The 20,659-nt window shown below is 72.5% G+C and carries 15 protein-coding genes; 3 read left to right on the forward strand and 12 right to left on the reverse strand.

Annotation, left to right across the window (positions count from 1 at the left end):
• Positions 1–182 precede the first annotated feature (182 nt).
• The 8 genes from ACIHAR_RS36090 to eccB all read right to left on the reverse strand — a co-directional run bounded on the left by ACIHAR_RS36090 (position 183) and on the right by eccB (position 8,134).
• A complete protein-coding gene (locus ACIHAR_RS36090) occupies positions 183–485 on the reverse strand; it encodes a WXG100 family type VII secretion target (RefSeq protein WP_365466042.1) in 303 nt (100 codons plus the stop codon).
• Between the two features lie 79 nt (positions 486–564).
• Positions 565–903: a WXG100 family type VII secretion target gene (locus ACIHAR_RS36095; RefSeq protein ID WP_365466043.1), complete on the reverse strand. Its 339-nt coding sequence runs from the start codon at positions 901–903 to the stop codon at positions 565–567.
• Positions 904–1,015: 112 nt separating this feature from the next.
• Positions 1,016–2,110 carry a S8 family serine peptidase gene (locus tag ACIHAR_RS36100; RefSeq protein WP_400023437.1) on the reverse strand — a complete coding sequence of 365 codons (1,095 nt, stop codon included), beginning with the start codon at positions 2,108–2,110 and terminating at the stop codon, positions 1,016–1,018.
• Positions 2,111–2,312: 202 nt separating this feature from the next.
• Positions 2,313–4,031: a hypothetical protein gene (locus ACIHAR_RS36105; RefSeq protein ID WP_400023438.1), complete on the reverse strand. Its 1,719-nt coding sequence runs from the start codon at positions 4,029–4,031 to the stop codon at positions 2,313–2,315.
• On the reverse strand, positions 4,031–4,465 hold the full coding sequence (locus ACIHAR_RS36110) for a hypothetical protein (protein ID WP_365466049.1): 435 nt from the start codon (positions 4,463–4,465) through the stop codon (positions 4,031–4,033). Before ACIHAR_RS36110 ends, ACIHAR_RS36105 begins: the two co-directional genes overlap by 1 nt.
• 579 nt (positions 4,466–5,044) lie before the next feature.
• Positions 5,045–5,182, reverse strand: a complete 138-nt coding sequence (locus tag ACIHAR_RS36115) for a hypothetical protein (RefSeq protein WP_400023440.1) — start codon at positions 5,180–5,182, stop codon at positions 5,045–5,047.
• A gap of 172 nt (positions 5,183–5,354) precedes the next feature.
• Complete coding sequence (mycP, locus tag ACIHAR_RS36120; RefSeq protein WP_365466123.1) at positions 5,355–6,590, reverse strand: type VII secretion-associated serine protease mycosin; 1,236 nt, start codon at positions 6,588–6,590, stop codon at positions 5,355–5,357.
• Positions 6,591–6,607: 17 nt separating this feature from the next.
• The gene (gene eccB / locus ACIHAR_RS36125) at positions 6,608–8,134 is read right to left on the reverse strand and encodes a type VII secretion protein EccB (RefSeq protein ID WP_400023442.1); all 1,527 of its coding nucleotides are present in this window, start codon (positions 8,132–8,134) and stop codon (positions 6,608–6,610) included.
• A gap of 197 nt (positions 8,135–8,331) precedes the next feature.
• On the opposite strand from eccB, the gene eccE reads away from it, so the two are divergent.
• The 3 genes from eccE to ACIHAR_RS36140 all read left to right on the forward strand — a co-directional run bounded on the left by eccE (position 8,332) and on the right by ACIHAR_RS36140 (position 14,011).
• Positions 8,332–9,645, forward strand: a complete 1,314-nt coding sequence (gene eccE / locus ACIHAR_RS36130; protein ID WP_365466054.1) for a type VII secretion protein EccE — start codon at positions 8,332–8,334, stop codon at positions 9,643–9,645.
• Positions 9,642–10,418 (forward strand): hypothetical protein, encoded by a 777-nt coding sequence (locus ACIHAR_RS36135; RefSeq protein ID WP_388759347.1) that lies wholly within the window; start codon positions 9,642–9,644, stop codon positions 10,416–10,418. The genes eccE and ACIHAR_RS36135 overlap by 4 nt, the downstream gene beginning before the upstream one ends.
• Positions 10,419–10,705: 287 nt before the next feature.
• Positions 10,706–14,011: an SCO5717 family growth-regulating ATPase gene (locus ACIHAR_RS36140; protein WP_400023445.1), complete on the forward strand. Its 3,306-nt coding sequence runs from the start codon at positions 10,706–10,708 to the stop codon at positions 14,009–14,011.
• Positions 14,012–14,567: 556 nt separating this feature from the next.
• On the opposite strand, the gene ACIHAR_RS36145 is transcribed toward ACIHAR_RS36140, so the two are convergent.
• From ACIHAR_RS36145 to rbfA, 4 genes are all read right to left on the reverse strand, one after another.
• Positions 14,568–15,521 (reverse strand): bifunctional riboflavin kinase/FAD synthetase, encoded by a 954-nt coding sequence (locus ACIHAR_RS36145; RefSeq protein ID WP_400023447.1) that lies wholly within the window; start codon positions 15,519–15,521, stop codon positions 14,568–14,570.
• Between the two features lie 142 nt (positions 15,522–15,663).
• Positions 15,664–19,056, reverse strand: a complete 3,393-nt coding sequence (locus ACIHAR_RS36150; RefSeq protein WP_400023449.1) for a serine protease — start codon at positions 19,054–19,056, stop codon at positions 15,664–15,666.
• A 248-nt stretch (positions 19,057–19,304) separates the two neighbouring features.
• Entirely contained in the window at positions 19,305–20,210 is a 906-nt protein-coding gene (gene truB / locus ACIHAR_RS36155) for a tRNA pseudouridine(55) synthase TruB (RefSeq protein WP_388759340.1), read from the reverse strand.
• The gene (gene rbfA, locus ACIHAR_RS36160) at positions 20,207–20,656 is read right to left on the reverse strand and encodes a 30S ribosome-binding factor RbfA (RefSeq protein ID WP_365466064.1); all 450 of its coding nucleotides are present in this window, start codon (positions 20,654–20,656) and stop codon (positions 20,207–20,209) included. The genes truB and rbfA overlap by 4 nt, the downstream gene beginning before the upstream one ends.
• Positions 20,657–20,659: the final 3 nt, after the last annotated feature.

Consider the following 20,659-nt stretch of genomic DNA (forward strand, 5'->3'; position numbering starts at 1 on the left):
GCGTTGCCGGTGCACGACGCACGGCACGCGGCGCACGGCGCCAGCGCATGAGGCACGCGGCGCACGAGGCACGCGGCACGAGGCGCATGAGGCACTAGGCAAGAGGCGCATGAGGCACTAGGCACGACAAAGGGTGGGTACCTCCCGCGCGTACCCACCCTGTCGAACCGTGCCGCTGTGCGTCACATGAAGTAGCTGGCGCCCTTCAGGTCGCCGCCACGGTAGTCACCACCGGCGGTGTGTACCAGCTTGGAGATCGTGACCAGCGCCGAGTGAATGCCCCGGGCGTGGGTGTCCCACTCGCCGGCCTTCTTCTTGAACTCGCCGTACGCCTCGCCGCCCCAGCCCTCGGAGACCTTGAGCACGGCCTGCTTCAGTGCCTCGAGGTCCTCCTCGAGCTTCTTGGCCTGGTCGCCGAGTTCGGTCGCGAGCGCGTCCATGGTGCCGTAGGTGACGGCAAGCTCGTCGTAGTGGACTCCGGACATGTTTCCCTCGTTTCTCTGAAGATGTCAGCCGGACTGCTCAGCCCGGGCGGTGATGCGGCTCAGTGGCGCCGAAGGCCCATCAGTAGCTGTTGAGAGCCGAGTGCTTGCCACCGAGATCCTCCACCTGGATCTGCTTGAGGTCGGCCTCGATCTGGTCCTCGAGGTTGCGCTTGTCGGTCTTGTTCATGTGGATGCCCTCGAGGAAGTCGTCGAGCATCTTGCCGATCGCGACCATGTGGCCGTTGATCTCCGTCTGCTTCGTGTTGAAGGCGTTGGCGCCCTGGCCCGTCCAGGCCTTCTCGATCATGTCGATCGTGCCCTGCAGCTTCGCGAGCGACTGCCGGATGTTGTCGTACCGATCGATGACTTCGGTCTGAAGCTTCTGTACGTCGCCTTCATTGAGCTTGCGGTCGACCATGGGTCACTCCCTTTCTTGAGAGCTGTGGTGCGTGGGAACGGGTGTGGGTGGATGCCTGGTCAGTCCCGGGCGACCGGTCGGTGGTGGATGACCGGCCGGCCTGCTCGGGTCGTCATGCGCCTCGCCGTGAACGGATCACCGCGAAGGCGCCGCCGCCGACCACCAGGACGGCCGCGGCAGCGCCGAGGACCACCCACATGGTGGAGTTGTCGGACGATTCCGAGCTTGATGCTGCCGCCGAGGTCTGGCCGCCTGAAGTGCTCTTCGAGGGCTGTGACGAGGTTGATGCGGAAGGAGACGGCGAGGTGTCGCCCGTGACGCCCACCGCGTTCTCCTTGGCGAGCGGGTCGGTGCCGGCCGCGCCGGGGTCGAAGCTGCTGTTTTCCAGCACCTTGCGGGGACGGATCAGGCCGTAGCCGAGGTACGTGCTCGGGTCGTCCTTCGCCCAGTCCCGCCCGGCGGTGTCGATCAGGCTGGCGAGGACCTGGTTGGCCGTCCAGTCGGGGTGGGCGGACCAGACGAGGGCGGCGGAGGCGGAGGCTATGGCGGTGGCTTGGCTGGTGCCCCTGCCCGTGCAATACGAGCGGAACGTCTCGTCGCACCAACTGGGTACGTTGAGGCCGGGTGAAGCCAGGTCAACGTAGTTGCCGTGCTCGGAGAACTCTCCTGCCTTTCCGTTCTCGTCCGATGCAGCGATTCCGACGACAAACGGGTACGCGGCTGGGTAACCGATGAGGCTCTTGCGCTCCGCGTCGTTGCCAACACCGGCAAACATCAACTTTCCTTTGGACTGCGCGTACTTGACCGCTGCCTCTTCCTCAGGGTTGCCGCCGGGGCTATCGAAGGACATGTTGATGATCTTGGCGTCAGTGTCAGCGGCGGCCCGGATCGCTTGTGCCGAGGTAGCGGTCTTTTTTCTTTCCGTCTTGTCCTTCAGATCGTCGGCTGCGATCCGGTAAGGCACGATCTTGGCTCCGGGGGCAAGGCCTTTCAGGCCGTCGCCGGCACCCGTACCGGCGATCAGTTCCGCCATGGTGGTCCCGTGCCCCGTGTAGTCCTTTGTCGCGCCGTACGCCACAGCCTGCGGGACCTCGTCGGCGAGCACCTGGCCCTTCAAAGAAGGGGTGTCCGGGTTGACGCCCGAGTCGATGACCGCGACCTTGACCCCCTTGCCGGTGCTCACTTTCCACATCTCGTCGGCCTTCATCGCCGACAGGTACCACTGCTGGGACTGGACGTCCGCGGCTGCCGCGCTCGGGGCCAGACCTGCCGACAGGACAGCCAAGGCGCCAAGCGCTGAACAGACGGCAGAAACCCGTCTTCCGTTCCGTCCCGCGAAAGGCGCGCTCCACCCGCCGCGTCGGCTGATCCCTGCCACCATGCTTGTGTCTGTCCTCGCTTTTGTCCGGTCAGTCGGTCGACGACGCCCCGTCGCGCCGCTCTTTACGGCGCGCACGCGTCTCGCCTGAATTCTGATTGCCGGTGGCGCCACGCGTCACGCTGGTGCCGCCGGGCCCGCGCCCGCCGTTATTGGATTCGGCGGCTCTACCCGTCGGCGTTCCGACCACGCCGTCAGGGCGGCCGATGGAGGGGCGAGGCGGCTGTCCCTTGCCGGTCGTCGAACCAGGCGCCCCGATCACTCCACGCTGGCCCGGCCTCTCACCCGTGCCGCGCGGGGTGGGTGCGTTCTGACCGCCGATCACTGTGCCACGCGGCACTCTGGAGCCGTTAGTGCCAGGGGTGGTGGCTCCGGTACCAGCGACAGGCCTACCGCCGACGACACCATCAGCAGTGCGCCCGGCGCCTGCTCGGCCGGTGACCGTTCGTCCGGGGTTCGTGGGTCCCATGCCGGTGACAGGCCCCCGCGGAACGCCGCCTGCCTGCTGGGCCGGGGCCGCGGCTCTGGGCACTCCGCCGATCACGCCTCGCCCCATGGGGCCGGTCGTGCGACCGCCTGCCTGCCCTGGTGTGGCAGCACGTCCCATCGGTCCCATGGGCCCGGTTCCGGCGCGTCCTGCCTGGGCTGCGGGCGGCATACCACCGACTCGTCCCTGTGCCGTAGCAGAAGTCCTGGGCGCGGGCGCTCCGCCGATGCCTGAGGTGCGCCCGACCGGCCCGCGCGACACAGGCGGTGCCACAACAGGGGCCATGGGCACGGGCGTTACTGGGGTGGCGTTCGGACCGGCCGTCATAGGCGATGTGACGGGTGTCGGCTTCACGGTCTCCTGCGGCGGCAAGGTACCGACGCTGTCGATCTGCGTACCGATGTGCCGGTCCGGGCTCGTGACGGCATCGTCCCCGCTCTTGGCGGTCGGCAGAGCGGAGTCCACCTGACGACGCTCGGTCGAGGCACTCACGGCGTGTTGACGCGTGGCTTCCGAGAAGCTTGTGTTCGAAAGGGAGCGGGTCTCCCCGGTAGTAGGAGGGTCCGCACCAATGAAGTTCTGCGGCTCCGGCACACCCACATTCGGCATCTTCGGAAATACCGGCTCCTCGGCCGTCTGCATCATTCCGCCCGACACCGTGTAGAACGACGCCAGCCGGTACATCTGGTTGATGGCTTCCTGCCGGTGGCTCTCCGCCTTCACGGCCGCCGCGTACTCGTCGTTGCTCTCGACGCGCTTGGCCTCGGGGATGTCGTCGACCGTCTTGGGGTCGGTGCGGGTGTCACGCGGCGGCATGGACTTGCGTACGGAGGCGAGTCCGGAGCTCGCCGCCAGGACCTGGGTGCCCACGACGTCGGCGTAGGTGGCGAGCGCGACGGCAGTGGAGACCAGGTCGTTGCCCCATGTGTAGAACGCGGTGTGGGCCTCGCCCTCCCAGTCGACGTCTCCCAGGTTGATGCGGAGTTCCTCGGCGGCGTCGTTGATGGCGTCCCGGGCGGCCACCAGGGCGGTGCCCGCGGACTCCACAAGCTCCGGGTTCGCGGACTCGACGATGTCGATCATCTCGTTGAGGTCGTAGCCCTCGAAGCTGGTCTTGCCGAAGTGGAAACCCCGGTTCGGCCCCCATGGGTTGATGATCTTGGTCATATCCATGACCGCGTCGAGGGTGCCGTTCTGCTGGGCGGCTTCCTGGCGTTCCGCCTTGTACGGGTCCGGCTGCTTCTTGTCCTTGTCCCCGTTCATCAGTACCCCGCGTCAGTCTGGTCGGCCTTGTTGTCGCGCTTGGCCTGCTCGTTGAGCATCTCTTCGCGTTCCTGGTTGACCTCGGCCCTGATTTCGTGGAACCGGTAGCGGAGGTCTTCTTCGAGGTTGTCGAAGGTGACGTCCACGCCGTGGACGGCGATCTGCATCGCCTCCAGTTGCAGGCCGAGCGACTTGGAGAGCGACGTGATGCGTTCGTGGACGCGCTCGTACTCCAGGTGGAGCGCCTTCGCTTCCGGGAAGTTCCCCATGCCGAACGCGGCCTGCGACAGGCCGTGAGACGCGACCTTGGACGAGCCGCCCGCCGAGTCCTCGAAGGCCTTGAGCAGGTCGTCCACGCGCTTTTTGAAGGTCGAAAGCGCCATCAGGCCACGTCGTACGTCGGCGGCTCCCCCGCCCATGTCTGCAGGAAGCACGAAGCTTTCCCTCCCCGTTTTCCGCTGCTGTCCTGAGCAGCCCACGCGTCTCGCGTGTTCATGACCGCAACACGACCACTCTACTGACTGCCTACGACAGCCCCAACTGCCATACGCAACAGCCTTGCTACCGCTGATCGAAGCTTCACGTGGCCTTCACAGCGCGCCCGGCACGGCGGACCCTGCGGTCACCCGCACCACGGCGCGCCGAACATCGGCGCGGCACCGTGGCTCCGGAAGCGACCGGCTGTGTCGAGTTCCACACGCCAGTCGTCGCCGACCGGTGCCAGTACTCCTCTGCAACTCGCCCGACAAATTCCTCGTGCGACGGCCATGCCGCCTCGATCGTCAGTCGCTGCCGGGTGGAACGTGCCAGCCAGCCATGGACGACCTGCTCGTTGCGGGTGACCACGTGCTGGGTCGCCGACTGCGCGGTAGCGCGGTCGGGGTAGGTGGCGGTTCGGGCACGCAAGGGGCATCTCCATAGTGGGCGGTACGGAGGATCGGGCAGCACGGCGGATCGCATCACATCAGCGGAATGACCAGACCATCCCGACCTCAGACCTCAGACCTCAGACCTCAGACCTCCGTCTCCGTCTCCGTCTCCGTCTCCGTCTCCGTCTCCGACACGAGTACCGGACCGAAGTCGAAGGTGCGCGCGGAAAAGGGGTGCCGGCCAGAAACCCGCTGGTAGTAGTCACGGGTATCGCGGGTCACCCGACGCTCGTACGCATGGACGTCAGGACCACGAACGGCGGGTCCAGCTTCGGTTCGTATTCGAGGGCCGTCAGAACACCATGAGCGTCCTGCGGTGGCGTCGGTCGATCGAGCCGACGACAAAGGCACGCTTCAACTCGCGCCGCAGCGCGGGGAGATGGCCGCTGCCCGCCTACTCCGCCCCCGTCACCCTCCGCGCCCGCCGCCGTGCGTCCCTGATCGCGACCGCCGTGCCGCCGAGGCCCGCCACGAGGACCGCCGCGGCCACGGCGACGTACGTGGCGAGGCGGGCGTTGCGTTCGTCGGGGGTCTCGCCGAACTGGAACTCGGCGGCCGTGGGGGCCTCCGCCTTGCCGAGGCCGCCCTGGGGGGACGGGGACTCGAGGGGGTGGTCGTCCTCGGTGAGGGCGCGGACGGGGTCGACGACGCCCCAGCCGACGAGGCGGTCGTGGCCGGCGATCGTGCGCTCGGCTGTCTGTTCGATCTGGGCGACGATCTGACGGGCCGTCCAGTCCGGGTGCTTCGCCTTGATCAGGGCCGCGACGCCCGCGACGTACGGCGCGGAGAAGCTCGTGCCGTTGTCGGAGCAGTGGCCGCCCTGGGGCACCGTGGAGATCATGTCGACGCCGGGGGCCGCCACGCCGACGAAGTCGCCGGACTGGGAGAAGGAGGCGCGCTCGTTGTTGCGGTCGGAGGCGGCGACGGCGAGGACGCCGTCGTAGGAGGCGGGGTAGGTCTCCTTGACGTTGCCGTCGAGGCCGTCGTTGCCGGCCGACGCCACGACGACGATCTTCTGGGCGAGGGCCTCGTCGATCGCCTTCTCCAGGTCGGAGGACGGCTTCATCGCGTTCGAGGTGTCCTGGGAGATGTTGATGACCCCGGCCTTCGCCTGGATGGCGTAGCGGATCGCCGCGGCCAGGGTCTCGGTGGTCCCGTGGCCCTCCGCGTCGTTCTGCTGGATCGGGATGATCGTCGCCTCGGGGGCCAGGCCCACGAAGCCGGTGCCGTCGGCGGGGCGGGCCGCGATGATGCCGGCGACCTTGGTGCCGTGGCCGACGGTGTCCGTCGTGCCGTTCTCCTTGCCCCGCTCGATCGGGTCGCCGTCCTCGTCCTTGAGGTTCTTCGGCAGGAGGTTGCGCCCGCTCTTCACATCGACCGCGTCGGTGAGCTGCGGGTTCTGCACGTCCACGCCCGTGTCGATGACGGCCACCCGCACCCCCTTGCCCTTGGACTGGCTCCACAGCTCCTCCAGGAGGACGCGCTGCAGCGACCAGGGGCGGCCCGGATACAGGCCGTTGGGGAACTGGCACTGGTCCGAGTAGGGCAGCTTGTCGGCGGCCGCGGCGGGAGGTGCGACGACCGTGGCCGTCGTCAGCAGGGTCGCGGCCGCCACCAGCGTCGTACGCAGCACTGTCGCCCTCCTCCTCACGAGCCCTGCGGCTGGCGTGCCGCGGCCGTCGACAGACGCGGGCCCGTGGGCAGGAACTCCGACCAGGCGGCGGGGATGGGCGCCGGGTCCACGTCCTTGTAGCCGAGGCGGGTCTGGGCCTGCTGGGCCTCCTGCTGGAGCTGCCGGCGCTCCTTGGCCGTCGTGCCGATGCCGGCGTCGTCGGTGGCGCTGTCCGCGTTGGACTGGAGGACGTACCGCAGGCCCGTGTCGGTGACCAGGAAGACGGGGCCGGTCTTGGTCGCCTCGCCCTGGAACTGGCGGTAGAGCTGGCCGGAGCCCGGCGTGACATAGGCGCTGGAGGAACCGGCGGGCAGCTTCTCGGGGAAGTCCGTGCCCGCCCAGGTGCTCAGGGTCGTGGCGCCGGAGTCGGCGTCGACGCCGCGCAGGACGTTGCAGATCGTGCTGCGGCTCCCGGAGGTCGCCGACGCGTCGTTGACGGGCGTGGGGTCCCCGATCGGCCAGCGGTGCTCGGTGCCGAACGCCTTGCCCGGCACGATCGCGCCCGGGCTGACCTCACGGGCCTGCCCGGCCTGGCCGACGGGGGCGAGCTCCTCGCTGAACAGCAGGAGCTGGGCGACGAAGGCGGAGACGGGCGCCACCCTGCCGGGCAGGACGACGTAGTACTGCTCGGTGTTGTTGTCGAACGCCTTGAGCACCATGCCGACCTTGTTCGTCGACTCGTCCAGCTGGCCCGGCGCGCCGGCCGCGGCGCCCGGCTGCCCGGTGATCTCCGGGAAGGTGATCGCGTCGCCCTGGTGCAGGGTCGCCAGCCACTCCGCGGACACCCGCTGGGGCTGCCGGTTGGAGCCGACCACGGCACGCAGCAGCAGTTCGTCGCTCTTGTCGATCGGGTACGCCCGGCCGTCCGCGTCGACGACGTAGCGCTTGCCGTCCGGGTCGGCCACGTACAGCAGTTGACCGCCGCCGAGGCGTCCCTTGTCGTCCGTCGCCTCCATGTCGCGGGCGGAGAGCACCAGCGCGGCCTTCTGGACGGAGTCGCCGCCTCCGGCGCTCGGGCGCTCGCAGACCACCCAGCGCTTCGCGGTGCCCGCCTCGGAGGCCGGGGGCAGGCGGTCGGGCGCGTAGGGGATGCCGATGGTGACGCCGTGCGGGATCTTGCCGTTGTCGAGGACGGACTCGGCGACGGTGACGACGTCGCCGCCTCCGTCGTTGAGGAGCAGTTTCGCGGAGGCCATGTTGAGGACGGGGTGCAGCTGGACCTGGCCGTCGGTCTTCAGGACGACGTACCGCGTGGTCGACTTGCTGGCGACGATCACCTTGGCGTTGGGTTCGTCCCAGCCCTTCGGCGCGGTGGGCTTGAACATGCCCCACGCCCCGAAGACCGCCATGACGAGCACCCCCACGATGATGCCGGGGAGGATCGCCCGCAGCGGTCGCGGCGCTCCCTCCTCCGAGCCGTCGGGCGACGACTGCAGGAAGGCCGCGAGCATACGGCGCTTCGCGAAGGTGTAGGCATTGAGCTGATCGCGCCGGGATGCCATCTGTCTGTGTCTCTCCCCGTTTTCCGTCCTGGCCGCACTCGCGGGGTCGCGGTCCCCCGCCCCCGATGTCAGAGCGGCCCCCTACTATGCCTGGTGTCCGTCGGGACTTGGGGAGCGGGTAGGGTTCCTGGGCCGTCAAGTGCCCTGTGCGGTGCTGGAATACGGGCGAGACGTGAGCAGAACGGGGGGATCGAGTGATGGCTTCGGGAACACGCGTACGCTCCGGCCGATCGCGGACGCGGGGCTCCTCGGCGCCCCGGCCACCGGCGCCGCAGCGTTCGTCGGCGTCGGGCGCGCTCCAGGTCAAGGCGCGTTCGGGGCAGGGCGGGGCATTCCGGCTGCAACGCCTCGTTCTGTGGGAGATCGCGGCCGCCGTCCTGCTCGTCGGCTGGGCGATCGGTCCGATCGGGCTCGCGGTGGCGGGCGTCGTCGCCGTGGTGCTGGTGGTGCTCTCCGTGGCCCGCCGTCGCGGCCGCTCCCTTCCGGAGTGGCTGGCCACCGCGCGGGCGCTGAAGGCCCGGCGGCGGCTCGCGGAGAAGCTCGAGATACCCCCGGGGACCGAACCGGGCTTCGGACCGGCCCTGGAGTGCGATCCGAGCCTGCGGACGTACACGTACGGCGGCCGCGACCGGCGGCCCGTCGGGATCGTCGGCGACGGCACGTTCGTCACGGCCGTTCTTCTGGTGGAGGCGGACGCGACCGCGCTGCGGGCCGAGCGCGACCGGCATCCGCTGCCGCTCGCCCTGGTGCACGACGCGCTCGACGTGGACGGGATCCGCCTGGAGTCCGCGCAGATCGTGCTGCACACCCAGCCCGCGCCCGCGTTGCATCTGCCCCCGCAGTCCGTGGCCGTGTCCAACTACGCGCCGCTGCAGGAGCAGACCGGCGCTCCGGCCGTACGCATCACATGGATCGCGCTGAAGCTGGATCCGGAGCTGTGCCCGGAGGCCGTTGCCGCACGCGGAGGCGGTCTCGTCGGGGCCCAGAAGTGCGTGGTGCGGGCCGCCGACCACCTCGCGAGCCGGCTCACCGGCGCCGGGTTCCGTGCGACCGTCCTCGACGAGGAGCAACTGACCACCGCCATCGCCACGTCGGCGTGCGCCAACCCGCTGGTGACGGCGGAGGCCGGACGGACCGGAGCGGTGGAGCGGCGGACCGAGGAGTCCAGCCGGAGCTGGCGGTGCGACAACCGCCGGCACACGACGTACTGGCTGCGCCGGTGGCCGTCGTTGGGCGGTGGCGGCGGTCCCTCGCTCCCGCAGTTCATCGCCCTGGTCACCGCGGTTCCCGCGCTCGCCACGACGTTCAGTGTCACCCTCACGCGCGGTGACCGGCAGGAGGTGTCCCTGAGCGGGCACATCCGGGTGACGGGACGCAGTGACGACGAACTCGTGGCGGCCCGGCGCGCGGTGCAGGGCGCGGCCCGGCACACCGGGGCGGGACTCGCCCGCCTCGACCGGGAACAGGTCCCCGGCATCCTGGCCACTCTGCCTCTCGGAGGTGTTCGGTGACGGTGACGACGACACGGGCGGCCACCGCCCCCGGCGAGCCGGAGCCCGCCGCGGGCCGGCCGCGCACCCGGTCGCTGCGCAGCGGCTTCGGACTCATCGGTCCGCGGCACGGCCGCCACTCGGTGACCGTGGAACAACTCGCCTCGCTCGCCCTGCCCATCGGTGACGACGGTGTCGTGATCGGTGTCGACACCGAGGGCCGGCCCGCCGTGCTGGGCCTCAACCGGCCCACGCCCTACGACGTCGTCCTCATCGGCGGTCTGTGGACCGCGCAGGTCCTCGCGCTGAGAGCGGCCGCGACCGGGGCCCGGGTGGCCGTGGAGACGGGGCGGCCGCAGGCCTGGGTGCAGATGGTGCACGCCATGGGCGGTGGGCAGAACGGCCTGGCGGTGTACGAGGTCGGCCGGGTGCCCCCGCAGGGCGCCTCGGCGGGAACGCCGGTGCTGGTGGTGCGGGACTGCGGTATGCGTCCGCCGCGCGGACGGGTCGCGTCCGGCCCCTGGCAGGCCGTGCTGACCCTGCTGCCGTATCTCAGCCCGGTCGCGCCGCGGCTCATACGGCAGGCCCGGCTCGTCGGTGTGCAGCGGATCTCTCCGGACGAATCCGTCGAGGTGGGCCGCGCGTTGGCACTCCCCCGGGAGAACGTCGAGTCCTTGCCCACCCTGGTCGACGGTTTCACCCTGTGGTGCAGCGACCGCGACCGGCAGTACGTCATGACGCAGCCGACGGACGCGGAGATCGGGCTGCTGGGCACGCCTCGACGGATGGACTGAGGCCGCTCGCCGTCGTCGTTTCCCCGTCACCGATCTGCAGGTGGCTTGCGCCGGACAGTGGTTGACGTGATGGACTGGTGCTGAGGGGCGGGCGGGCCTGCCGAGGCGGTGCACCTGATGATTAGGCTGGTGCGGGGCGCGATACCGGAAACCGTGGGGCGGGTGTCGACGGCTCGGGGGAGGGCCGGTGCGTCGGACGACCTCGGACGGCCTCGAACCACTTCGGACGGCAAGCAACATGGTCGCCCCGGCACGGCAGAGGGTGCTCGACCACACCAGGAGGAACTGTGAGCAGCGATCGGGACGGGATCCGCGGGGGCTGGGCCACACCCGGCGATGACCAGCCCGACGCGGAGTCCTCCATCGAGGCGACGGGCGAGTTCACCATCGACTACGCGCCGCCGGCTTGGTACACGCAGAACGCCACCGGAGGCTCGGGTTCGGGTTCCGCGGCGAATTCGGGCTCCGGAGCGGCCTCGGGTGACGGTACGGGGGCGGATCCTCGCACCACGGGGCCCACGGCGACGTCCGGCAACGCGGGTGCGGCGGGGATGCCGGGCGTGCCCGGAGTGCCCGGAGTGCCGGGCCCGGCTGGGGTGCCGGGCACGCCCGGAGTGCCCGGCGGTGACTACCCGGGCAACGGACCGGGTCCGGGGCTCGCTCCGCCTGCCCAGGCGGACCTCGCGCCCGGGGCGCCGTTCCCGCCGCCCGCGTCACCTGCTGTCGGAACTCCATTCACTCCGCCCGCGGCACCTGCTGCCGAGGCGCCTTTCACTCCGCCCGCCCCTCCGGCCCCGCCCGCGCCTCCCGCGCCTCCCGTCGGGGCGCCGGTCGCCGTGCCCCGGCTCCCCGCCGACGGCGGGTTCGAGCCGCAGCAGGCACCGGCCGCCGACGTGCCCCCTTCCGCCGTGCCGAACGGTCCGGACATCCCGGCTGCGGGCCTTCCGGACCAGCAGTCGGCTGCGGGCCTTCCGGACCAGCAGCCGACCGCGGCTCCCTCGACCACCGAGGACGAGGACGGCTCCGGGGACGGGGACCTGGAGAGCGGTGCCACCATGCGTTTCTCCTCGGTAGCCCTCAAGCGGCAGATCGCGGAGCAGGCGGCCGCCGCGCAGCCGGACACGGCAACGGGATCGGAAACGGGAACGGGAACGGAACCGGCCGACTCCGGCGCCGAGGCCGGCGAAGGGACCCCGCAGATTGCCGACGAGGCCCCGTCCGAGGCCGGCGAGGCGCGGGACGACAACGAGGCGACCGCGGCCGTCGACACGGATGCGGACACGGACGCGAACGCGGACGCCCAGGGTGACGCGGACGGCGATCCCGCCGGACCGGACGCCGACGCCGACGCCGACAGTGCGAATGACGCCGCCGTGGACCCGGCGTTCGGGGCCGCGTCCGAGCCCGCGTCCGACAGCGAGAGCGAAGGCGCCGACGGCGCGGACGCCCAGGTCTCCGAGCCCGCGCAGCAGGACGCCACTCCGTTGGAGCCCGCCCCCGAGGCAGGCGACGCAGAGGCCGCGGCGACGGCAGAGCCGCAGAGTGCCGTGCCGCCCGCCCAGCCCGCCTGGACTCCCCCGCCGGCCCCGCAGAACGGGCTGCCGCCGCTGCCTCCGTCGTACCAGCCCGCCGCGCCCGCCCCGGCGGCCCAGTGGCCGGCCCAGCCTGCGCCACAGCCATACCCGCATGCGCAGCCGCAGCCGCAGCAAGCCGACCCTGCGGCGGCCGCGGCGGCCCAACAGCCGCCCGCGCCTCAGCCACCCGCGCCGCAGGCCTGGAACCCCTCGGCCCCCGCGCCCGCCCCGCAGCCCGGCTACGGCTTCCCGCAGCCCTCTGCCTCGGCTCCGGCCGCCCCGCAGCAGCCCGCGGCCCAGCAGCCGGCACCGCCCGCCCCCCACCAGCAGCCCGGCTACGGCTTCCCCCAGCCACCCGCCCCCAACGCGCAGCAGGGGTACGGCTTCCCGCAACCGCCCGCCACCGACGCCCAGGCCGGCTACGGCTACCCGCAGCCCCCCACCGGCCCGGGCGGCTACGGCTTCCCGCAGCCACCGGCACCGCAGGCGCCGCAGGCACCCCAGCCGCACCCCGGCATCCCGCACCAGGCCGACGGGCAGTCGGCCCCTGCCGCCGCGCCCCACGGAGCCCCCCAGGGAGCACCCCAGGGCTTCGCCGGCCAGCCCCCGCAGGCACCCCATGCGCCGCAGGCACCGCAAGCGCCCGAGTCCGCCCAGGCCCCGCTGCCCCCGCAGGCGCCCCAGCCCCCCGCGGACCCCCGCGCCGGTGCCGCCTGGCCGCAGCCGATCCAGCACGACCAGCGGCAGCCGGTCAACCCGGGCGCCGCCCCGCTGGGTTACACCGCGGCCGTGGAGCTGTCGTCCGACCGACTGCTCAACAACAAGAAGCAGAAGGCGAAGAGCAGCCGTCCGGCAGCCGGCGGCGGCCGGTTCAAGCTGGGCGGGAAGAAGGAAGAGGCCGAGCGGCAGCGGAAGCTGGAGCTCATCCGCACGCCCGTGCTGTCCTGCTACCGCATCGCCGTCATCAGCCTCAAGGGCGGTGTCGGCAAGACGACGACCACCACCGCGCTGGGTTCCACGCTCGCCACCGAGCGGCAGGACAAGATCCTCGCGATCGACGCCAACCCGGACGCCGGCACGCTCGGCCGCCGGGTTCGGCGCGAGACCGGGGCCACCATCCGTGACCTGGTCCAGGCGATCCCGTACCTCAACTCGTACATGGACATCCGGCGGTTCACCTCGCAGGCCCCTTCCGGCCTGGAGATCATCGCCAACGACGTGGACCCGGCCGTCTCGACGACCTTCAACGACGAGGACTACCGGCGCGCGATCGACGTGCTCGGCAAGCAGTACCCGGTCATCCTGACCGATTCGGGCACGGGCCTGCTCTACAGCGCCATGCGCGGTGTGCTGGACCTCGCCGACCAGCTCATCATCATCTCGACACCGTCGGTCGACGGTGCGAGCAGCGCCAGTACGACGCTGGACTGGCTCTCCGCGCACGGCTACGCCGAGCTCGTCTCACGGTCCATCACCGTCATCTCGGGTGTCCGCGAGACCGGCAAGATGATCAAGGTCGAGGACATCGTCGCGCACTTCGAGACCCGGTGCAGGGGCGTGATCGTCGTTCCCTTCGACGAGCATCTCGCCGCCGGTGCCGAGGTCGACCTCGACATGATGCGGCCGAAGGTGCGGGAGGCGTACTTCCACCTCGCGGCGATGGTCGCGGAGGACTTCGTCCGCCACCAGCAGATGCACGGCCTGTGGACGAGCGACGGCAACCCGCCGCCGGTCGCCGCCCCGCCGCTGCCGGGCCAGCCGCTCCCCGGCCAGCCCTACCCGCCGCAGGGCGGACAGCCGTATCCCGCACAGCCGGGGCAGCCGTATCCGCCGCAGCCGGGCCAGCCGTATCCGCAGGTGCCCCAGCAGCCCGGCCCGCCGCAGGGACAGCCGGGCCAGCCGCATCCCCCGCAGGGACAGCCGCACCCGCAGGCGCCCCAGCCGGGCCAGCCCTACCCGCAGCACCCCCAGCAGCAGCCGCAGCCCGGCTTCCCGCCCGCCGGCCCCCCGCAGCCGTAGCCCCCACCGACGGACCGCGACAAGAAGCGGTCGCCGTCACGCACCTCATGAGGCCCGTGCCGAACCCGGCACGGGCCTCACTTCGTCACGGAAACACGGAGGTTGGCGGCACGGGCGGCGCACTTCCTGAAGCCGGGGACCTGGCGGAGTGCGTTCGCCTCCTCCACGAACCAGGCGAAGGCCTCGATCGTGCCCGACGAAGCCTCATGGGCGCGGACCTCTCCTGCGCGACCGCGTGGAAGGGTCCTCACGCCGGGGCGCGGGCATGCGCCCTCAGTCACCCTGGAATCTCACGATCCGGTCAGCGTGGCCGCTTCCCGCCCCCGGCAGGCAGCAGACGGTGCGGCACAGGCCGTGCGATCCCCCCGTCTGGCCAACCAGAGAGCAGCTCGACCTGACGCCCCCACCCGGTCCGAGGGCTGCACGGCGCTCGCCGACGCGCTCGAACCCGGATCGCCGGCGGCCGGCCAGGTCAGGCGCGCTGTCGAACGCCTCGCCGCGCCACCATCGCCACCGCAGCCCCCGGCCGACCCGACCGCCCTCGCGTGAGCCCCCGTCAGGCCGGGCGGCTCTCCGCCACCAGCTCGCGGCAGCGCTTCACGTCCTGCGCCATCTGTTCCAGCAGGCCTTCCAGCGACTCGAACTTCGCCTGGCCGCGGACGAACGCCAGGAAGTCGACGGCGACATGGAGGCCGTACAGGTCGAGGCCGACGCGGTCGATGGCGTACGCCTCCACCGTGCGCTCGGTGCCGTCGAACTGCGGGTTGGTGCCGACGGAGATCGCGGCCGGCATCGCCTCGCCGCCCGTGTGCAGCCAGCCGGCGTAGACGCCGTCGGCGGGGATCGCGGTGTGGGGCAGCGTCTCGACGTTCGCCGTGGGGAAGCCGAGTTCGCGGCCGCGCTGGGCGCCGCGCACGACCACGCCCTCGACGCGGTGCGGGCGGCCCAGGATCTCGGCGGCGCCCTCGACGTCGCCCTCGGCGACCAGGCGCCGCGTCAGGGTCGAGGAGAACGGCTCGCCGCCGCCCGCCTCGCCCGTCAGGTACAGGTCGACGACCTCGACCTCGAAGTCGTAGATCTTGCCCTGCTCGGCCAGGAACTCCACGCTCCCGGCGGCCTTGTGGCCGAAGCGGAAGTTGGGGCCCTCGACGACCGCCTTGGCGTGCAGCTTGTCGACCAGGACCTTGACGACGAAGTCGGCGGGCGAGAGCTTCGAGAACTCCGTGGTGAAGGGGAGGATCAGGACCGCGTCCACGCCCAGCTCGCCCATCAGCTCCGCGCGGCGGTGGTGCGGCGCGAGCAGCGGCGGGTGGCTGCCGGGGCGGACGACCTCGCTGGGGTGCGGGTCGAAGGTGACGACGACGGCGGGCACGCCCAGCTCGCGGGCGCGGTCCACGGCATGCCGGATGATCAGCTGGTGGCCGCGGTGGACCCCGTCGTAAGAGCCGATGGTGACGACGCTGCGCCCCCAGTCCTGGGGGATGTCCTCCAAGCCACGCCAGCGCTGCACTGTGACCGCTCCTCGAACCCGTGTCCGTGTTTACCGTTGACCCATTGCGCAGCTCTAAGGGTGCCATGCCGGGTGTCCTCGGCCCGCATCGGCATGGAGGCTGTGACCGGGCCCACGCATCTGCCCTGCCCGGGGGCTCGGTTCACGCGGGCACCCGGGCGCCCGCCAGGTTCTCGATCATGCGGCGGGCGCTCGGGCCGACCACCGCCGCCCACTCCCCGGGGGCCTCGGTGAGCCAGCCCGCGACCTGTGCGGCGAAGCCGGGAACGTGGCGGCCCAGGTCGACCAGGCCGCGGTCGAAGCGGGCCGCGCCGTCCGGGGTGCGGACGAGCAGGAGGCCGGTGCGGTGGACGAGGTCGCGCAGCTCGTCCCCGCTGCACTGGGCCGCGGCGTGCAGAACGGCGTCCAGGACAGCGGGGTCGTGCTCGCGGGCCAGCAGGAACTCCAGCAGCTCACGACGGAGGGGACGGCCGGCCGGGGAGGCGCCGGGGGCGGCCAGGACCGTGGCCAGTGCGGCCCGCACCGGCTCGGGACCGCCGTCCAGCAGACAGGTGACCAGCGGGAACAGGACGGCACGGCCCGTCGGATCCTGGTCGGGACGGCGGTCCAGGCGCCGGTCGACGTACGCGGCGAGGTCACCGGCGGCCTCCGGGCGCCGCTCCAGTGCCTCCCGGACGAGGGGCACGACCCGGTGTGCCAGGGCGGGCGTGGTGGCGTCGGCGAGCGCGCGCAGCAGCCTGCCGGGGTCCGCGTCCGGCCCGCACAGCCGGGTCCGCAGCGCGTCCAGGACAGGCTCGGCGTGGGTGGTCAGGGCGGCGAGCAGCGCGCTCGCCGGCAGTCGCGGATCACCCGCCGCGAACCGCTCCAGCGCCTGCGGGAGGTGCCGGGCGCGGGTCTGCGGGTCGCGTACGAGGAGGGCGAGCGCGCCGCTGTGCAGGGTGCGGTCGGCGGGGCGGGCGAGCAGCGCGAGGGCCGCGTACCGCAGCAGCTCCCGGTCGGCGGCGGTACGGACGTGGGGCGCGGCCCGCAGTCCGTACGCCACCGCCGCGACCCGCCGGGCCGGCCGTTCGTCGTGCGCCCAGCGGTCCACGGCCCGGCACAGCGCGGAGGGTTCCTCCTCGGCGAGGACGGTGAGCAGTTCGTCGGCCCGCGGGTGCGCGCGGTCCACGAGGACCTCGGTGAGGTCGTCCAGGGCCCGGTGGCGATGCGTGTGCAGCAGCGCCTGTGCCGCCGTCGCCACGGTGGCGTGCGGGGTCGCGGGCAGCGGCCGCTCGTCGTCGAACCAGAGGGCGAGCCGCGGCTGTACGGCGATGGGATCGGCGGCGAGGAGGGCGGCGACGGCGTCGAGGCAGCGGGGTTCGTCCGCGCCGCTCGGGGCCGTGTCGGCGAGGATCAGCCGGCGCAGGAGGTCCAGGCGGGCCGGCGTCGGCAGGGGCAGGGCGGTCCAGAAGTCGGGGGTGAACCCGGTGGGCCCGCCCGGCCGGCTGCGCCACTCCACGGTCCGGTCGGCCAGCAGCCGCAGGACGTCGACGTACGGCGTGGCGTCCGGGACGCGCGTGAGCGTCCCGGTGAGCAGCCGGGCGGCCCACCATGAGTCCGGGTCGGCTTGCAGGGCGTCCGCCAGCTCCTTCAGGCGGGCTGCGAGCCGGTGGGTGCCGTGCTGGCGGCCGACGTACAGCAGGGCGTGGACGACGGGGCCGAGCCGGTGGTGCGGGACGGGCGGCGCAGGGGCGCCGTCCGGGGACCGGCGGTGGTGGACCAGGACGCGCAGGGCCTCGTCGAGGTCGAGGTGGGCGCCCTGGATCCAGTCGGCGAGTTCCTCGTGGGCGAAGCGGTAGCCGGTGCCCGCCGGCACGAGGAGGCCCTCGGCGAGGACGGCCGACGCCCAGCCGGTGCCGCCGCCGAGCCGGGCCGGGGCGGGCCCCCACGGGAACACCGCCTCGAAGGACGCCCGGTCCAGCTCCCCCTGCCGCGGGCCGAGGCTGCGCCGGGCGGCCTCGTGCACCTGCCCGGACACCTTGGCCGCGAGCCGTCGTACCGCGCTCCCGCGCAGGCCGTTCTCCGCGGCCAGCCGGACCGCGACGCGCAGGCACATCAGGTCCAGGTGGGCCGCGAGGACGTCGTGGCGGTCGAGGGGTGTGTCGGGGGCGTCGGGGAGGGCGGCGCGGACCTCCGCGCACAGGCGGAGGGTGAGCGGGTGGCGGGCGTCGGAGGCGCCGAGCACGGTGTCGGGGATGCCGTGCCGGGCGCGGGCCTCGCGGGCCTCGGCGGGGGTGAGATCGCCGAGGGGGACACAGGGCGGGAGCGCCCCGGCGGTACGGCCGTGGAGCATCTCCGCGGGGAACTCGGCGCCCGCGTGCTCCCAGTACTCGGCCCGGCAGGCCACCACCAGCCGTGTCCCCGTCTCCCGCAGCCAGTGCGCGGTCCGCTCGGTCCACGCGGGGAGGCGGTGGGCCAGGACGGGGGGCATCTCCTCGGGGCCGTCGAGGAGGATCAGCAGCGGGCGCCCGGCGGCGTGGGCGAGGCGGGCGAGCCGCTCCGGGCACGGGTCGCCGGGAGCCGGGCCGGGGCGGGACGCGGCCACGATCCGTGCCGCGCGCGTCAGTGCCCTGCGGGCGGCGTCGGCGACCGAGTCGTCCTCGTCCCTCAGGTCGGCGCCGCGCAGCCACAGCGTGGGCGCCGGTTCGGCGCCCCGGCCGCGGCGCTCGGCGAGCGCCGCGAGTTCCGTCGTACGGCCGCTGCCCGGGGCGCCGACGAGGCCGAGGACGCCTGCCGGGCTCGCGGTGAACGCGGCGAACTCCCGTGCGGCTGCGTCGCGTTCGACCGGCGCGCAGGAGGGGTCGCCGGGCGGCCCGTCGGTGCCCACCGAGGTGGCGGTGAGTTCCAGGACGCCCGCCAGGTTGAGGTCGGCGCCGTGGGCGGGGACCGTCGCCGCGTTGCGGGCCAGGAGTGCGGCGAGGGGGCCGTCGGGCGGGGCGGGGCGCAGGGGGACGGCGAAGCCGGCGTCGTGGTGTCCGGAGTGCAGGGCGGTGCCCAGGACGGCGACGACGGCTCCGGTCGCGGCGTCGATCACCGGTCCGCCGGCAACGCCCCCGCCGTGCCGCAGCGCGTCCCGGCCCGCGGTGCCGATCGCGAGCTCCAGGGCGCCGTCGAGGAGGTGGCGGCGGTCCGCGGCCGCGTACGTCACCGGGGTCCCGCTCAGCACCCGTGCCTCGCGCCAGCAGCCGGCGGCCAGCCGGACGTACGTGCCGGTCCCCACCCGGTCCCGGACGGTCAGCGGCAGCGGTGCGACGGCGAGGCCCTCCGTGCGGACGAGGGCCAGGTTCCGTTCCGGCAGCGGGGTGACCGCGTCGGCGGTGACGACGCAGCCGCGCTCGCCGGCGTCGTACAGGACGAGGCCCGCGAGCCCGTCGACGGCCTCGTGGCTGGTGACGACGGTGCCGTGGTGGTCGGCGAAGAATCCGGTGCCGCGCGGGCGGCCGGCGAGGTCGCGGATGCTGACGAGGCAGCTGTCGGGGTCGTCCGTTCCCGCCATCGTCGTACCTCCCCGCCGCACGCGCGTGCCCTTTTGTTCGACGGTAGGCGTGGGGTGATCGGCGGGACAGATCACGGAACGAACGCGCCCCCTCGCACCCCCCGGGTTCACTCCGAGCGCCTGCCCGGACGGGTGAATGAACGGGGGCGGATGGATACACCCTAGGGTGGGGGAACCGAGGGGGGACCGTGGAGCGGCGGCGGAGCAGGACCCCGTGTTCGCCGCTCCACGGCAAAACCGGCGGGGGCTCAGCCGAGGACGGCCAGGCTCTTCGCCTTGCCCTTCTGTTCCTCGACCAGCGCCAGGAAGCGGCCTTCGGGGTCGAAGACGGCCACCGGTCCGGAGCCCGCGTACTCGTCGGGCATCTCCAGCCGGACGCCGTTGGTGAGCAGCCGGGCCCGCCTGTCGTCCACGTCCCAGCGGGGGAAGGCGGCAGCGGCGGCCTCGGCGATCGGCATCACCGTCAGCTCCTGCTGGAGCTGGTCCAGGGTGCGGGCGGAGTCCAGTTTGTAGGGGCCGACGCGGGTGCGGCGCAGGGCGGTGAGGTGGCCGCCGACGCCCAGGTCGGCGCCCAGGTCGCGGGCGAGGGCCCGGATGTAGGTGCCCGAGGAGCAGACCACCGAGACGATCAGGTCCAGGACGGGGGTGCCGTCGTCGGCGACGGCGTCGCGGACGTCGTACACCGTGAAGGAGGAGATGGTGACCGGCCGGGCGGGGATCTCGAACTCCTCGCCCTCGCGGGCCCGCTTGTAGGAGCGCACGCCGTTGATCTTGATGGCGCTGACCTTGGACGGGACCTGCATGATGTCGCCGGTCAGCTTGGCGATGCCGGCGTCGATGGCGTCGCGGGTGACCTGGGAGGCGTCGGTGGAGGAGGTGATCTCCCCCTCGGCGTCGTCGGTCAGGGTGTTCTGGCCGAGACGGACGGTCCCCAGGTACTCCTTCTCGGTGAGGGCGAGGTGCCCGAGGAGCTTGGTGGCCTTCTCCACGCCGAGGACGAGGACGCCCGTCGCCATCGGGTCGAGGGTGCCGGCGTGGCCGACGCGGCGGGTCTTGGCGATCCCCCGCATCTTGGCCACGACGTCGTGCGAAGTGAAACCCGACGGCTTGTCGACGATGACGAGGCCGTCGGGCGCGGTGTGCTTCCGGTTCATTCGGCGGTGTCGTCCGTCTCGTCGTCACCGGGCTTGCGGTACGGGTCGGCCCCGCCGGCGTACGCGGCGCCCGCGGACGCCTCACGCACCTTCTCGTCGGACTGGCGCGCCCTGTCGAGGAGGTCCTCGATGGTGCGGGCGGTGTCCGGGAGGGCGTCGGCGACGAAGGACAGCGTCGGCGTGAACTTCACGCCGGCCGCGCGGCCGACCTCGGAGCGCAGAATGCCCTTGGCGCTCTCCAGGCCGGCGGCGGCCGCCTTGCGGTCCTCTTCGTCCCCGTACACGGTGTAGAAGACGGTCGCCTCCCTGAGGTCGCCCGTGACGCGGGTGTCCGTGATGGTGACGTGGGAACCGAGCCGCGGGTCCTTGATCCCGCGCTGCAGCTTCTGGGCCACCACCTCTCGGATGAGGTCCGCCAGCCTCTTGGCGCGCGCGTTGTCGGCCACTGG

The sequence above is a fragment of the Streptomyces sp. NPDC052016 genome (assembly GCF_044548445.1).
In the GTDB taxonomy this organism is placed as follows: Bacteria; Actinomycetota; Actinomycetes; order Streptomycetales; family Streptomycetaceae; genus Streptomyces.

Coding starts and splice junctions, on each gene's coding strand:
- ACIHAR_RS36090 (WP_365466042.1), bottom strand. CDS start 485: ATGTCCGGAGTCCACTACGACGAGCTTGCCGTCACCTACGGCACCATG.
- ACIHAR_RS36095 (WP_365466043.1), bottom strand. CDS start 903: ATGGTCGACCGCAAGCTCAATGAAGGCGACGTACAGAAGCTTCAGACC.
- ACIHAR_RS36100 (WP_400023437.1), bottom strand. CDS start 2,110: ATGAAGGCCGACGAGATGTGGAAAGTGAGCACCGGCAAGGGGGTCAAG.
- ACIHAR_RS36105 (WP_400023438.1), bottom strand. CDS start 4,031: ATGAACGGGGACAAGGACAAGAAGCAGCCGGACCCGTACAAGGCGGAA.
- eccB (WP_400023442.1), bottom strand. CDS start 8,134: ATGGCATCCCGGCGCGATCAGCTCAATGCCTACACCTTCGCGAAGCGC.
- eccE (WP_365466054.1), top strand. CDS start 8,332: ATGGCTTCGGGAACACGCGTACGCTCCGGCCGATCGCGGACGCGGGGC.
- ACIHAR_RS36150 (WP_400023449.1), bottom strand. CDS start 19,056: ATGGCGGGAACGGACGACCCCGACAGCTGCCTCGTCAGCATCCGCGAC.
- truB (WP_388759340.1), bottom strand. CDS start 20,210: ATGAACCGGAAGCACACCGCGCCCGACGGCCTCGTCATCGTCGACAAG.